General features: G+C 50.9%; 13 protein-coding genes. All 13 read right to left on the bottom strand.

Translation table 11 applies throughout. The features are described 5' to 3' along the window. Window positions 1-93 precede the first annotated feature (93 nt). Window positions 94-552, bottom strand: coding sequence for a VOC family protein (locus PV433_RS07295; protein WP_332071521.1), 459 nt, complete (start codon window positions 550-552; stop codon window positions 94-96). A gap of 128 nt (window positions 553-680) precedes the next feature. Continuing rightward, on the bottom strand, window positions 681-1,571 hold the full coding sequence (locus tag PV433_RS07290) for a GNAT family N-acetyltransferase (RefSeq protein WP_332071520.1): 891 nt from the start codon (window positions 1,569-1,571) through the stop codon (window positions 681-683). A gap of 24 nt (window positions 1,572-1,595) precedes the next feature. Then, entirely contained in the window at window positions 1,596-2,126 is a 531-nt protein-coding gene (locus PV433_RS07285) for a DinB family protein (protein WP_332071519.1), read from the bottom strand. A gap of 223 nt (window positions 2,127-2,349) precedes the next feature. Next, entirely contained in the window at window positions 2,350-2,712 is a 363-nt protein-coding gene (locus tag PV433_RS07280; RefSeq protein WP_332071518.1) for a bleomycin resistance protein, read from the bottom strand. 189 nt (window positions 2,713-2,901) lie between these two features. Then, a complete protein-coding gene (locus PV433_RS07275; protein ID WP_332071517.1) occupies window positions 2,902-4,341 on the bottom strand; it encodes a leucyl aminopeptidase in 1,440 nt (479 codons plus the stop codon). Between the two features lie 319 nt (window positions 4,342-4,660). Further along, a complete protein-coding gene (locus PV433_RS07270; RefSeq protein ID WP_332071516.1) occupies window positions 4,661-4,897 on the bottom strand; it encodes a hypothetical protein in 237 nt (78 codons plus the stop codon). A 55-nt stretch (window positions 4,898-4,952) separates the two neighbouring features. Continuing rightward, window positions 4,953-6,173: a Gfo/Idh/MocA family protein gene (locus tag PV433_RS07265; RefSeq protein WP_332071515.1), complete on the bottom strand. Its 1,221-nt coding sequence runs from the start codon at window positions 6,171-6,173 to the stop codon at window positions 4,953-4,955. A gap of 48 nt (window positions 6,174-6,221) precedes the next feature. Continuing rightward, complete coding sequence (locus PV433_RS07260; RefSeq protein WP_332071514.1) at window positions 6,222-7,505, bottom strand: ABC transporter substrate-binding protein; 1,284 nt, start codon at window positions 7,503-7,505, stop codon at window positions 6,222-6,224. Window positions 7,506-7,801: 296 nt separating this feature from the next. Beyond that, a complete protein-coding gene (locus PV433_RS07255; RefSeq protein ID WP_332071645.1) occupies window positions 7,802-8,719 on the bottom strand; it encodes a GNAT family N-acetyltransferase in 918 nt (305 codons plus the stop codon). 209 nt (window positions 8,720-8,928) lie between these two features. Next, window positions 8,929-10,419, bottom strand: coding sequence for a hypothetical protein (locus tag PV433_RS07250; RefSeq protein WP_332071513.1), 1,491 nt, complete (start codon window positions 10,417-10,419; stop codon window positions 8,929-8,931). Window positions 10,420-10,733: 314 nt separating this feature from the next. Continuing rightward, window positions 10,734-12,038 carry an ABC transporter substrate-binding protein gene (locus PV433_RS07245; protein ID WP_332071512.1) on the bottom strand — a complete coding sequence of 435 codons (1,305 nt, stop codon included), beginning with the start codon at window positions 12,036-12,038 and terminating at the stop codon, window positions 10,734-10,736. Between the two features lie 26 nt (window positions 12,039-12,064). Then, window positions 12,065-13,018, bottom strand: coding sequence for a carbon-nitrogen hydrolase family protein (locus PV433_RS07240; protein ID WP_332071511.1), 954 nt, complete (start codon window positions 13,016-13,018; stop codon window positions 12,065-12,067). A gap of 42 nt (window positions 13,019-13,060) precedes the next feature. Beyond that, window positions 13,061-14,722: an extracellular solute-binding protein gene (locus PV433_RS07235; RefSeq protein WP_332071510.1), complete on the bottom strand. Its 1,662-nt coding sequence runs from the start codon at window positions 14,720-14,722 to the stop codon at window positions 13,061-13,063. Window positions 14,723-14,732: the final 10 nt, after the last annotated feature.

Genomic DNA, 14,732 nt, shown 5'->3' with positions numbered 1-14,732 from the left:
GTTCATTCTCTGCAAAAATGCCGCAGCGGATACTAAGGTTATAGCTTAGTCCGCTGCGGCACTTCTGTTTCAATAAAGGTTTTCATAACTCGACTATTCATATTGTTGTGACTTGATCCATCTATCTACCTCATTTTCCCCCTCTCCTTTGTAACCGCTCCAAACTTCGATTTTATTGTGATCGGGATCATATAGATTAAATAGGAGTCCGCATCCACCTTGATCGAAGATTTCATCGACCTTTACTTCGTTATCCATATCCATTAATAAAGCACGATACTTCTCGATATTAGGAACATATATAGCAAAACGAATTTCGTCGGTATTGGGACTACTCTCCGTTCTAACTAACTCTAATTGAGGCCCCCATGGTAGCCTTAAACAAGCATAACCTTGATTTTCGATAGTGACATCACAGCCCAAATAAGTTCTGTAGAAATGAACGGAACGAGCAACATCGCTTACTTTGATATAAATAGTTACTACGCCTTTTACTTCTCCTTTAATCGCGTTAAGTTCCTGATCGTTTTTTAAATGAACGGAATGTTCCACAGAAACAACTCCTTCAGTTAGATTAAATGACAACAATTTCACCTGTTAAATTATACTTTGAATGAATGAGTGATTTATACAGTCCCGGCGCGGCGTAGGTTGATGATTGGCACTACGAACGAGTCGTCCTAGCATATATCCATGCTTGGCGGTCTGCTCAATCGGGTATCCGGCTTATAATATTTGGTCAGCCAGTGGTATAATGACTTTTCTTTGAAGCCAAGACTCTCATACAATTTTTTAGCGGAATTCCCTTCGACAACCCAAAGCTTCACATTTTCTTCGCCCCGGCGCATCATTTCATTTACTAGAAATGAAACAAACGCTCTGCCGTATCCTCGTGATTGGAGATCTGGACGAACGGATACATGACTTAATTCATTGCCGTTAATAACGCCGACGGCCACGATATCACCGTCGATCTGCATCACGAACCGATTGTTTCTGTCGTCTATAAATCTCTTCCTCTCCCTATCATTAGGGGGATAATAATAGGACGGAAGAATACCCGCTTTTTCATGCATATGGTAAAAGGCCAGCTCCCATATTTGATGACAGGGTACATAATCATCATCTTCATACGGTCTGACCGAAATCTTACTTTCTGGAAGAGGCTCGTCTTTACGCTCCATCATGTATGAGGAATAGCTGATATAATAACCGTTTTTATACAAAAATTGCAGAGAAGAACGGTCGCCCTCCATACATGTGCCCATCGAGCGTTCTACGGCCTCGTTTTGGGAAAGCAATTGACCCGCCTTCGCAATTAATGCGGTCCCAATCCCCCTTCTTCTGTATTCCTCGTGTACAAATATCGTCGTCATAGTTGCTCTCTTAAAAGCACCGAACGAAAGGAAACCTGCTGTTACGCCGCTGTATCGAGCGACAATAATTCCGTCCGAGAAAATTTTTTCGTTATTTTGAAACATTTCGTCAAACTGTTCGTTTCCCCTCAACATGGCTCTGATCGCAGCTTGATCCCTCTCCCGTCGGTAAAACTCTAGTATCAGATTTTCCACTGGCACACTCCTTACCCTATTTTGTTAGTGGTAGGTTCCTGTTAAATTGTCCTTTGCATCTATTAATAATTTGGTCAGAATTACAATTTGTCCAGCATGATAACTATAATGCTCGCATACTTGAACCAGCATCGTCTCCAGATCCCTCGAATAATTGGATTCCGTTTCGATATGGGGACGAACCACCATTTTATTCCAATCCTCAATCGAAAAATGTATGGTGATACTTGTATCCAGATCGCTTTCCGTAATGTTCTCCAGTATGCCGGAAGACTGTTGTCTCACATCTTTAAGCAATTTGATTAATTTTTCTCCGGATAATCCGTCGTTTATAGTAAACTCGGCTGATCGGGTTCGATGAAATGCCTCTTTCCCCACACCGCTTACAAAATGTTGATACTCGTTTCCCGCCAAATGCATACATAAGTTGCCGATGCTATTCATGTTCGGTTTCAATCTGTGCCATATTTGTTCATCTGACAAAAGGTCTAAACAGGCTTCTATTCGTGTTAATTGTTTGTTCATTTCATTTAAAACGATTTGGTTTAATTTCAATAAAACAACCTCCTCCTGCGGATTGAGCAGTGTATTTCAACCTCCCAACATATTCCACCAAAAGGACCGGTTATCCTGCTCAAAAAAAAGGCAAAGGCAGCCTCAATAAGAGCTGCCTTTGCCATACGGGATTACGGGGACTAGAGATTTGCAACACATCAAGGACCGTCTGGATGGTTTCTTTTGGATTTTAGTGCGCTTATCCCAGCTAATCGGGTGAACGTCATACTTGTTGTGCAATTCTAAACCTATGGCCATTAAGCTCGCGAATGGTAAATTCTTTTACTCCCCACGGCTTTTGTTCGATTTCCTGTACAATGTCTACACCCTTGCTTTTGTACACAGCATAAATTTCTTCTACATCCTCAACAAATAGGTAGGAGTGTGCCCGATATGTCGTAAATGATTCTTGTACATCTAAATGAAATTCAACGCCGCCGCATTTGACAGCTGCATAGCCATTGTCATTCCATACCCATGCCACATCAAAACCGAGTGTATCCCTGTAAAATGCAAGAGAATCATCCATACTTAATACTGGCAAAATCGGCACTTGGCATTGAAACCCCATACTAACGTCCAGCACACCCTTTCCTCGCTTATGCAAAATCGTAACTTTATCTTAGATTGTACCAACACTTCTTTTTAAGAGTTTTAGCTCGCAATTCACTGCGTAGAGACCAGGTTTGTTCTGCGGGCGGTTCCTATCTATCCACACGGAGATTTCGCGTGAAAGATAGCCTCGCTTATTGGGCGGCAATCATCCGCCCGGAATTTATTTCGACCGCTCGACGACAAAATCGGCCAGAAGACGCGCTCCGTAGCCCGTCGGACCTTCCACGACGTAGCCGCTAGTGGAGCCGGCATCCATCGGTCCGGCCATGTCGATGTGCGCCCATTTTGTTCCGGCCTCGACAAACCGTTGGAGGAACAATGCAGCCGTAATCGCGCCGGCATATGCGACGCCGGTAATGTTGCAGAGATCCGCGTACTGGCTCTTCAGTAGATCGTCGTATTCGTCCTCCAGCGGCATCGGCCATACGCGTTCGCCGCTTCTCAAGCCGAGCTTCTGCAAAACTTCGGCCATATCGTCAGTCCCCCAAACGCCTGCCATTTTATTGCCGAGTGCGGAAACGCATGCTCCCGTCAACGTAGCGATATCGACGATTTGCTCGGCGCCGAGCTTGCATGCGCGAATCAAGGCATCCGCGAGCACGAGCCTCCCTTCCGCGTCCGTATTGCCTACTTGAACCGTCAGCCCGTTAGCATAGCGGATCACCTCTCCTGGCAGCATGGACGCGCCATCCGGCATGTTCTCCGCAGTCGCTACGAGCACTACGACGTTCGCCTGCAGTCGGCTGCTTACAATAATGTCCAGCGCGCCGATCACTGCAGCCGATCCACCCATGTCGATGCGCATGTCGCTTAGATTGCGGCCCGATTTTAGGCTAATCCCGCCGGTATCGAACGTGATGCCCTTGCCGACGAGCGCGATAAGCGGCTTCGAAGGGTCGGTGCAATAACGCATCTCGATAAGCGCAGGCGGGTATTTGCTGCCTTTGCCTACGGCGATCAAACCGTTCATTTGATGCTCTTCAAGCTGCTCTCCCATAAATACTTCCACTTGCACCGGCGTATCCTTAAAACGCTCGATTACTCGTTCTACCACATCTCCGGGGCGAAGGAAGTTTGGGGGCTCGTTGCCGAGGTCTCGGGCAAGCTTCGTACCTTCAGCACGTATCTCGCCAAGACGCAGCGCCTCTTCCATCTCCCTCGAAGCCGTCAGCAGTAGCTCGACGTTTTCGGTACGGCTCTGTTTTTTCTTCGACTTGTATTTATCGAACGCGTATGTCCCCAGCAGCCAGCCCTCTACCCAGGCGGATGCAGCTTCCGCCTCGCTGATCTTGCTGCCGATCACACCTGAAAGCATGCTGAAATCGATCGCCGCCGATGCCGCCTGCTCCTTCTCGACCGCGCGACCCGCAAAGCCTGCTGCAGCGCGGATTTGGTCGAGGCCGATCTTCGTTTCATCTCCTAGCCCAACCAGCAGTTTATGCGATTCGGACTCGCGCCCATACAGCCACGTCACTGCGCCTTTGTCACCCGCATACTCCTTCAGCTCGTAACCGCCCAATTGCTTAACCGGCAAATTTCCTTTGCTTACCACATATACCGTCACTTTCGCAGCCGATGTTGAAGTTAACGTAAATTTCATTGGTCTCATTCCTTTTAGTCAAAATAAAGTCATATCAGTTCCCTTTCATCGTACCATATTGCGGTCCAAAATTTCATTCCATCTGTCTAGAGAAAATAAAGTACTAGACTGGATGTATTGCATCCGTGCGATTTTCCGATTAACAAACCATCACCTTCCGAAAAATAAGTAGTAGACTGACCAAAAAACGAAGCAGCAGCCATGGACGAGAAAATAAGTCCTGGACTGCTGCTGTTTTATTGAACTATCGTGTGAGCGATCACTTCCTCCCCCTAATAACTGAAAGGCAGTAGCCCCTATTCTCTCTTTCATAGGTCCCTTAATCGGCTAAACAGAGCAAGCCGTTATGATAGACCTGTGCGTCCTCCAGCCGGTCGAACTGAATCGCCTGCCAGTCGGCTATCCGTACGACGGAAGAGTTCGTCCCCGCAGAGAACGTCAGCGCGATCTGGTTGCTGCCTCTCGCCACCATTTGCGCCAGCGTCGATATACAGCGCCATCGCGCTTGAATATAGCTGGATAAAAAACTGTCCGTCTCTTTAGGAGAACGGACCACAGACGAGTCTCGGACTGGAATTGAACAATCAACCATTACTTTTCATCATATAGGTTTACTCCAACGAATACGGACTGGCCGGCCCAGGTTCACGACTGATCCATTTGCCCTTCGTAAAATCGGGGAAAGGAACCGGCTGCCCTCCCATTGAAACGGACTGTTCCGACAATATCGAAACTGCCGACCACGCGGCCGTATCATAGACATCGATTGGCGTCGTAATTTGTTTCGCAATGCTGTCGATAAAAGCTCTCAGACATAAATAATCCATACCGCCATGTCCGCCGCGCACACCCATATCGAGAAATTGTTTCCAGAGAGGATGTTCATATTCCTCCCGGTATGAATCAAACGGTTCCCAGGCATGCCCAGGACTTCTTCCTTCGATATGAATGGAATTGTTGATCTCCATCCATATTCCTTTCGTCCCCTGCACTCTTCCCGCCCTTGAATACGGGCGAGGAAGCGTCGTATCCAACGTCAATAATATCGTTTCGCCGCCTGCGCATTTTATAATTGTGTTGACGATATCTCCTTGAGCGACATCAACGCGAGTCATCGGGTGATCTCCGCCAAGATTGTTCAAAACCCATTCACGGAGCCCCCTTGCTTTGGACGACATGGAGGTGAGGGTCAAAAACTGATTGCCCCGGTTAATGTTCAAACATTTCGCCGCCGGTCCCAGCCCGTGCGTCGGATAATTATCTCCATTTCGCTTCAAATAGTGATGAATCCGGTAATGCAGCTTGTTGATATCCATCGCGAGTCCCTTTCGCAGATCGTGTTCATAGCCGCACTGACAGTGAATGAGCTCGCCGAACAGACCTTTCTTCACCATGTTCAATACAGCCAGTTCCTCACGGCCATAGTTGCAGTTTTCCAGCAGCATACATGGGACTCCGGTCTGCTCCGATGTGCGCACCAACTCCCAGCATTCTTCCAGCGATGCGACTGCTCCAACTTCGCTTCCGGCATATTTGCCGGCTTTCATCGACGCTATCGCAATTTCAAGATGGCTGGTCCAGGAAGTCGAAATAATGACCCCTTCAATATCTTCTCGGCCAAGCAGTTCATTGTAATCTGTATACCCCTCCGCTTTGGCCCTGCCGGCTGCCTCAACCTGATTAAGCCCCAACTGCAGCTTATCATCGTTCAGATCGCATAATGCCGGTACATCAACATCTTCCATAGCAAGTAGTGTGTCGAGAAGCCCTCTTCCCCGAACGCCCAGACCGACAATACCTAATTTCACTCTCCGATTTCCGATTTCAACCACTCTGCAGTCCCTCCGATCCGTTTCGCTTCTGCGCATTCTAATCGTCCATCACTTGCCTTTTTCCGTCTTAATGAGCAGCTTAATTTGTTCCTCCGCATCCCGCAAAGAGGAATTAATATCTTTGTTATTCGATACGACGTTCACAAATTCGTCAGAAACGAACTTGCTCGCCTTGTAATAATAAATCGAGTTGACCGGTGCAGGCGCGGAGTTGCTTTTGAATACGCCGGCGATGTTTTTCCCCTTTAATTCGGGCAAATCTTGCGCAAACATTTGTTTAAACTTCGGGTCTTTCATGACCGGTTGTTTAGCCGACTTCCGCGACATTGTCATTTGCACTTCATCCGAAAACAGCACTTCCATAACACGCATCTGATCCTCCCTTTTCTTGCTATAAGCCATCGGAGCTACAATATGGAGGTCATACTGTCCGTATGTGTTCGGTCTCTCCTTGTAGCTGGGATATTGCGCGACATCCCAGTTCAGATCCGGAACTTCCCTTAAGCGCAAAAACAGATTAATTGTAGCCAGCATCGCTATGTTGCGGTCTTTCAAAAAACGAGTGATCGTGTCGCCTGCTTCGTTGTATTCGTTTCCGGGTATCGTATAGATTTGCCGGCCGATCTCCATCACCCTTTTGTATGGATCGCTGTTAACGATCACTTCATCTGTTTTCGCATTGATATGGTTAAGGGAGAGCGGAAACAAATAACGGCCGAGTCCGTCCGAATCGAGACCGCGGTACTGGATCGAATCCTCCATCCTGGTTACTTTTTTGGCCAACTCAATCGCATCCTCCCAGAACATCCCGTCTTTCGGATAAGGAACGCCAAATTTATCGAATAAATCTTTATTGTAGTAAAGGGCGTTAAGGTTGTTGGCATACGGAAGGGCGATCAGCTCTTTATTGTCGGGTATTGCGGTTATTGCATCTAGTGCTCCCGGTTCGAAACGGCTCAAATCGAATTTGTACTGCTTAGCCAGCGGGGCGATATCGAGATAGACGCCCATATCCAAATAACTGGTCAACTGACCGTGATACGTAACGAGAAAATCAATCGTTGTATCTCCCTTGGCCAGATGCTCCGTCAAATCTACAGTCGATTTGTCCATTTCAGCGGTAATATGCGGGTATTTTTTCTTAACCGGCTGTACGATCAGCTCATCGAAATCTTGTTCCGTGAAGTAGCCTCCATGCTGGTGAAATCGAATGGTTACAGGAGTTAGAGGTTTTTCTTCAATTGCAAGGATTTCCGTCTCTCCGCCTTTGGCGCAGCCTGCGAAAGCGATTACAGTTGTTCCGAGAAGCAACGAAGCCAATGCCCGATTCATGAGATAACCCCCAAGTTAATAATAGGTTAAGAAACTCATCTGTGCTTCAAAGCTGCTTTCGCTTGCATTGTACAGCTGAACAGCATTTCGTCAGGTATTCCCAGCTCGACACTGAAGTGAAAATCCCCCCTACGTTATTGTCTGGCTTGCTCTGAAAAATCCTGGATTGGATCTGATCCGTGCTGTATTTCTCGATTTAAATTCCAATAAATTGTATTATGTAATATATAATTTATTATATATAATAATTATTGTAAATATACGAATGCATGAATAATGCATTCGCAGAACTTGGTTTAAGCATCCGGATGCCGCTCAAAATCCAGCGTCATCAAATGCTCGCTGTATACAGTTATAAATCCCGCTTCATGCAAAGCCGCCAGCGCTTCCCCATTGCTCTCCCGCAAATAGTGAAAGCTGCGAAAAGACAGTTCCGTAAGCGGCGAGAAAATATCGGCAAGCATGAAACGAATAACATCGCGTCCGTCGCCGCGCTGCGGATCCGCCTCGCATTGCGTCAACTGAATGCTGTCCAGCCTGCCGGTACTGTCCAGACTCCTTTTGAATATAGCATATCCTGCCGCCTCCCCGTAATGGTCCAGGGCGATGATCGCTTCGCTGTCCTCCGTCATAAACCATTCGACCGTCCAAGAATTTTTCGCAAGCGGATAAAAGGGAAGCAGGCCCAGCCGGCACGGCGCAACCGGAACGGTCCGGTAATCGGAACTGCGGGATCGCGCGAAGGGAATGTCTGCGAATCCCCCCTCCTTCCGCATAACATGTACCTGATCTCGAATCTCGAAGCCACAGCTCATATAGGAGCGGATAGCACGCTCATTCTCGATGCGCGTCTCCAACGACAGCGAACGTGCGCCCGCCGATTGTGTTCTGCGAATCGCCTCCCGCAGCAGCAGCTTGCTCAGCGAATGTCCGCGGAAGGACGGATTTACTCCCGTGCCGCCGTTCCAGGCGAGCTTCCGGCCGTTCGCCTCGACCAGGCCGATCATGACGAATCCGGCCGGCACTCCTTCGACAAAGGCGGCAACCGACAATTCGGGATGTATATTCAATCGTCCAAGTCTCCCGGTTGTCTGGACGATCGACATGCCGATAGAGTCGCTCCCCAAATATTGTCGGAAGCCGGTATTCCATTGTTCGGTAATCTCGCGAATTGTACAATCGCCAAGTGAGCGTATTTCCAATTTATTCAGCATATCCTCCACCAATATACACTTCCTCCGTATGCTTGCGCCTTCCGTAACCGCTGCCATTAACGGTTTTGGTTTGGCCCGCATGGTTTGGATTTCCCGGATCAGGCTCGTACAGCCGGTTTCTTGCTGCCTATCCTCAAGCCGACAGGTTCAACGGCCCCACCGTCCAACTGAGGGAAAACAGGATGGAAAAAGAATCCCTGACCTATGCTTCAATCTCCCATAAGCCGTACAAGTTGTTCTGTAACGAGATCTGCGATAGCTTGACCTCCTTCCGAACCGATCGGGTTGCTCGCCGGAACAGAACCGTATCCGCCGCCGGCAAGAGACCTCGGGCTAGGCAAATATGTACCTGCTCCCGCCAATTGGACGATTAATGTCTGCTTAGCCTTGCTGCGAACTTTCATCTGACTACCAAAATCCATATATAGCTCATAGGGAACGGTGATAAGAGCAACTTCTCCCAACTGTACTACGTTGATTTCTGCGGACAGCGTTGGGCTTCTCTTTTGGCGTTCGTAACGCCGCAACACGTTCATGTGCCATTCGGCAATCCGGTACGCTTTGCTCACCGCTACATACCAGCGCTCCTTGGTACGCAGCTCAGGCCGCTCCTCCAGCTTGCGCCGTTCATCCCCGAGTACATCCAACCATCGGTTCGCCTCTTGCTCGGCGTGTTGCGCATCCCGTTCAGTCAGTCGATTGACCGGCAGTTCCAACTGCAGCGATCGCAGCTTCACGGCCATATCGCTCCGGCGAGTGTCGCGTATACACGGTACGATATCGTCAATCGCGCTGACGAGCCGGGAGGCGATCTCTTCACGTGCCGTCCGATTTTTGAGTCGCAGCATCCGTTCGTATGGTTCACGGTCAAGCAACGGATGCGGTGATAAGTCGCCCGCGGCGCTGCACTGGGGTAGAACGAACAGCCCTAGTCCATATTTTTGCCGCAGCAACTGCCGTGTTTCATGCCACCAATCCGCGCTGATGACAAATAAATGCTCGCTTTTTTGGGACGGGCATGGCACGTTTACAACTAAGCCGCGCAAATCCCCTTCCGGGCCGTACGCCGCGATCACGTTCAAGCTGTGATCTTCGCTGCCCTCCATATGGCGAAAACGACTTTCCGGAGAAAGCGGCAAGTCGTACATCGTCGCCTGACCCGAATCGTTCACCCAGCGCCGGTTATGACTTATAACCGCATTCCCCCATCCATAGGCGACAGCACCAGGCTCGAGGTTCGACCAAGCCTTGCAAACGGCATCGGCAATCCGTTCGACGGCAAAATCCATATAGGCCTGAACCGGCATCGCTTCAAGAATCGGCATTCCGGCTACTTCGCTTGAAGCATGACCGCCAGGCGATGGTGCCGGAACCCTCACCTCCGGCCCGGTATGCGTATGCGTGGCATTCAGAATAACGTTGCGAGGGTTGAGACCGGCCGGCCGGCGCAGCTCAAGCGAGCGTCTTACCGCATCTCGCATGTCGTCGGGAATCGCGATCAGATCGCAGCTCGCGAAGACTACATGCTCTTCGCCGGTTTGCACCGCCCAGACGGTCGCGGTCAGCGGGTCCATGACGCCTTCGGACAGCCTCGCATGAAACTGCCCGGCAATGAAAACCGGCTGCAGAGGGGTAATATCGGTCTGTGCCCATCCTTGCTTTAATGTCACATGTTCTCGATCGCTTTTGCTCGGATTCAAAACGTCTCCTCCTTTTTTTCCAACCAATCGCTGATCCTGACTCCATCTTAATACATTCTGCAGCGGAAACAATGGCGGAATCGTCTCATTTATTCCCATAAACGGCTATTTCATCAAAACGCATTGAATGGCGGTTGCCCCAAAAAGTCCATTCGCTACACATAGTCAAAGTTGCGGAATGTGAGACATCCAGCACTTTTGCCAGTAAAACGCCAATTGTATTCCCTAATGCCGACATATATGCCAATAAACTCTAAAGGCCGCCGATCTTTACCGGCAGCCTCCGTCTCTAACCTTGGCGTATCCCGCCCCGCTTACTTGCTCAACTGCTGCTGGATCGCCTGACTCATCTTCTCGTCGGCTTCGCGCAGAGCCGTATTTACGTCTTTCCCTTCGTATAGCATCGAATCGAACGATTGGTTAATAATCGTCGCGGCCGGCAAATTTTTGAAGGTTTGCAAAATGGCCAGCTTCGGCTTCGTAAACGCCACGACGTTTTTCGACTGGTAACCGGGCACGTTGCCGCCGAAATCGTTCTGGATCGAGGTATTCTTCAACACCGACAACCGGCCGTCCCGCGACATAAGCCGCTGCACTTCATCCGACAAGATGACGGAGATGACCTGGAATGCGGCATCCTTTTGTTTGCTTTGGGCGGTTATCGCCAGCGTGAACGAATCGACCCGCTGCCCGACGCCCGGAGCTTTCGGATTTTGCGGATACGTGACGACGTCCCAGTTCAGATCTTTCACGGTTAGCATGTTTTTCAGCGTCGACGTCGAACCGCTCATTATCGCAAGCCGGCCTTCATTGAATTCCTTCGTATAGTTCGTGCCTTTCGGCGCGTAACCCGGAATTTTGTATAAGTCGTACCACATCGCGAACAAATCTTTCCATCCCTGTGTCTGGAACACGGGCTTATTGGCGTTAAAGTCAGCCCACGGCAAGCTCACCTGATACGCTCCGCGATATACGCCGTCCGGCCACAGCCCCCAATATTGGACACCGCCTTCGCTTCTCGTCATTTTGACGGCGATATCGCGCACCTGCTCCCAGGTCATGCCGTCCTTCGGAAACGGCGTTGCCATTCGTCCGAACAGATCCTTATTGTAAAACAACGCAAACGACTGGTTGAACATCGGCAAACCTGTCAAATAGTCGAGGCTGCTGCCAATTTTGATCGATTCGACGAATTCGGGCTGAATCCGGTTCAGATCGAGCTTGTATTTCTTGATCATTTCATCCATATTGTAGGCGAGTCCGAGCTGGACGTAATCGTTCAGATTAAGCGGAAAATTGGCATAGATGTCCGGGATGTCTTTCGCCGCAACAAGCTCCGGGAGCGTTTTCCCTTTTTCCGCAATGTCGACGAGCTGCACCGTAATATGCGGATACTGTTTGGCAACAGGATCGGTGATATATTTTTTGATTTCGTCCTGGGTCATCACCGAGTTGTGCGCAGCCATCTTGATCGTGACCGGCTCCGGTTTGGCGACTTCCGGTTTCGCAGCATCCGGCTTCGCCTCCGGAGGAGAAGTCCCATTGCCGCCTGAGCAGCCGGTTAGCGCGAGCCCCGCCGAACACAGCATGATGAATCCCTTCAACCAACGTTTTCGCATCTCGACACCCCTTTTCGTTAGACCGGTTACGATTCCAGATTGCCTGGAGCGCACCGGTGCGCCGTCGCCCGCTTCCAGTAATCGTCGAGCGGAGTCAGGCCGAATTCGCGGATAATGTCCTGCACGGTACACTCATCGGTTTCGCTCGAAAGGAGCACGGAGCCGAGCAGCCCCGGATCGTGAATGTTCACTTTCGTACCGTATTTGTTTTTGATTTTGCGGAAATGGGCTTCATTATAATCGATATGAATCACTTCACAGTCGAGGTTGACCGTCCGCGTCACATAATGATAGTAGTTCGTACTCGTGGCGATGATCTCGCCGACCGGCGAAATGATCGAGCTAGTCGCGTGCGTATAAACCGATCCCGCGAAATGGGCGCGGCAGCTGTACGCCCAGTATTGCTGCATCAGACCGCCGTGGTATGCGGACGAGAACAGGATCAGATCGGGCTTATTGTGCACGTACTTCAAGCGCAGCTCGTCAAAATTCAAATCGAAGCATATCGCGCAGGCGACTCGTCCGAATTCGGTTTCGAACACAGGGGCGTCTTTGCCGTACAGCATGCCGCCGTTCGTCCGCTCGCCTTCAACGAGATGGTTTTTGTTGTAGGTACCGGCGACGGCACCTGTCCGGTCGAGGAGCTGCGTCGAGTTGCGGAATGTGCCGTCCTCCAGCTCGCGTACTGCGGAATAAGCGATCCAGCAGTTCCGTTCCGCGGCGACGCGGGCGAAAAAATCGCGAATCCGGTTGCCGCGGTACCGGTAATATTCCTTCATCCGTTCGGGAGTATATCCGGCCTTCTCCGGCCTGTCACAGCATTCCGGGAGCACGATCAGATCGGGCCGGTCCGGGAGCACCTGCTCCAACTGGCGTTCCCAATAAGCGATCATGCGGACCACCGTCTCCTCCAAGCCCGTCTCCGGCGGCACCCGCAGCTGCGGAGCCGATAAACAGCTGATTTTCACATAACGCGCCACAGTTTTTTCCTCCCTCTTATCCGTAAGTGAGCCGGTGTTACCTCATCTGGAGCCCGCCCAGCTGTTCACTTCCGCGGTGATATCGCTGCCGCCCAGCCTCTTCCAGTCTTCCGCGAATGAATCGAACTCGTCGAGCGGCGCACCGAGGATGATCCGCTTCATCACGTCCTCCTCCAGTTTCGTTAAGCTGGCCAGCTTCTGCACCATCGTTTTGGTCGGCAATCCGTAAAATCGGTCGGCCAGCAGCTGGCCGTTCTTGACATAATCCAAGATAACGGTTCCGCCGCCATGCAAACCGTTGCGCGCAATGACGGACCAATCCGCGGATCTGCCGGTCAAGTACTCTTGAATCAGCACGAGCTTCTCCCGCTCCTCCGGTGTAAGAGCGGACTTCTCAGCGAAGGTCGGCACTTTGACCCCGGTCAGTAACGGTTCGAGATGAGCGGATATTTCGGCGTTTTTGTACGACTTGTACAGCTTAACGGGCGCCTGGTGCCAGATCGACATTTTTTGCTCGATATCGTAATTGAATTGCCGGTATACGTTGTCGTCCGTGTTCAAGTAAAATTTTTTGACGAATTCGTCGGCCATACGCAGTACCGCTTCAGGATGTGGCGTGCCTTTCTTGACGACCCAAAAGCCCATGTGCAAATTAAGCCCGTGCTGCACCCGCGTTTTCCCGCTGTCCGCCGAAGGCGCCGGGTAGGCGAACCAGCGGCTGTCCGGCGTTTGCGTATACAGCGTATTCGCCGATATCGAACCGTACGCCATGCCGATTTTCCCTGCGCCGATCGAATCGTACACTTTCCCCCCTTCCTTCATCCCGAAATCGGGATCGATCAGACCGGACCGGTACAACTCCCGCAGCTTGCCGAGCGCCTGCTTCATCTCCGGCCGAATACTTCCGTACGCCAGCCGACCGTCAGGCTCCTCGATCCAGATGCCTTTGTACGCGTGATAGCCGTTCAGCAGTCCGATTGCCATCGACAGCGATTTGTCCAGCGCCAGCCCGTATGTATCGTGGAGGCCGTTGCCGTCGGGGTCCCGATTCGCAAACGCTTCGGCGATGGTGATCACCTCATCCATCGTTGCCGGCTGCGGCAAGTTCAGCTGGGTCCGCCAATCTTCCCTGATCCAAAGGACCGGCACCGACTCTTTGGCTACGCCTGTGAACGGAATGCCCATCAGTTTGCCTTCGATTTTCGCAGCCTCCAGCACTTCGGGACCTGCTTCCTCGATGACGCTGCGAACGTTCGCAGAAGCGTGCCGCGGGTATACGTGCGACAGCTCCTCGATCAAGTCCGCCCGTTCCAGCTGGACGAGCTGCATCGGCGTGGCGATGAAGAAATTCGGGATGTTTCCGGAGGCAATCATCAGATTCGTCTTCTGCTCCAATTGCCCGGGGGACGTCTCCCACCATTTTTGGACGATAATGCCGAGGTTGTCTCTCAAATGACGCGTCCAGGCGTTGTTGTTCATGTCGTCGCCCTGCGGGTAAACCTGTACAGGCAGCGTCATCCCGACCGTCGACAGCTCGACCGGCGGATTGTAGGGAAAGATACTTTCTCCTGTCGTTCCGGCATACGCAGCGGGAGGCTCCGACCGCGCCACCCGGCTGCCCGGCGTTTCCATGCAGCCGGCCAGCAGCATAACAGCGGCAGCCGCCGCGATGCTCACACTTCCCCGCCTATAGCCGAATCGCATGTGATCCCCC

The organism is Paenibacillus sp. GYB004, from assembly GCF_036577605.1.
Classification (GTDB): Bacteria; Bacillota; Bacilli; order Paenibacillales; family NBRC-103111; genus Paenibacillus_AB; species Paenibacillus_AB oceani.
Note: the sequence above shows the minus strand (reverse complement) of the source record. Positions and strands in the feature narration are given on the sequence as shown.

Coding starts and splice junctions, on each gene's coding strand:
- PV433_RS07275 (WP_332071517.1), bottom strand. CDS start 4,341: ATGAAATTTACGTTAACTTCAACATCGGCTGCGAAAGTGACGGTATAT.
- PV433_RS07260 (WP_332071514.1), bottom strand. CDS start 7,505: ATGAATCGGGCATTGGCTTCGTTGCTTCTCGGAACAACTGTAATCGCT.
- PV433_RS07255 (WP_332071645.1), bottom strand. CDS start 8,719: ATGCTGAATAAATTGGAAATACGCTCACTTGGCGATTGTACAATTCGC.
- PV433_RS07245 (WP_332071512.1), bottom strand. CDS start 12,038: ATGCGAAAACGTTGGTTGAAGGGATTCATCATGCTGTGTTCGGCGGGG.
- PV433_RS07235 (WP_332071510.1), bottom strand. CDS start 14,722: ATGCGATTCGGCTATAGGCGGGGAAGTGTGAGCATCGCGGCGGCTGCC.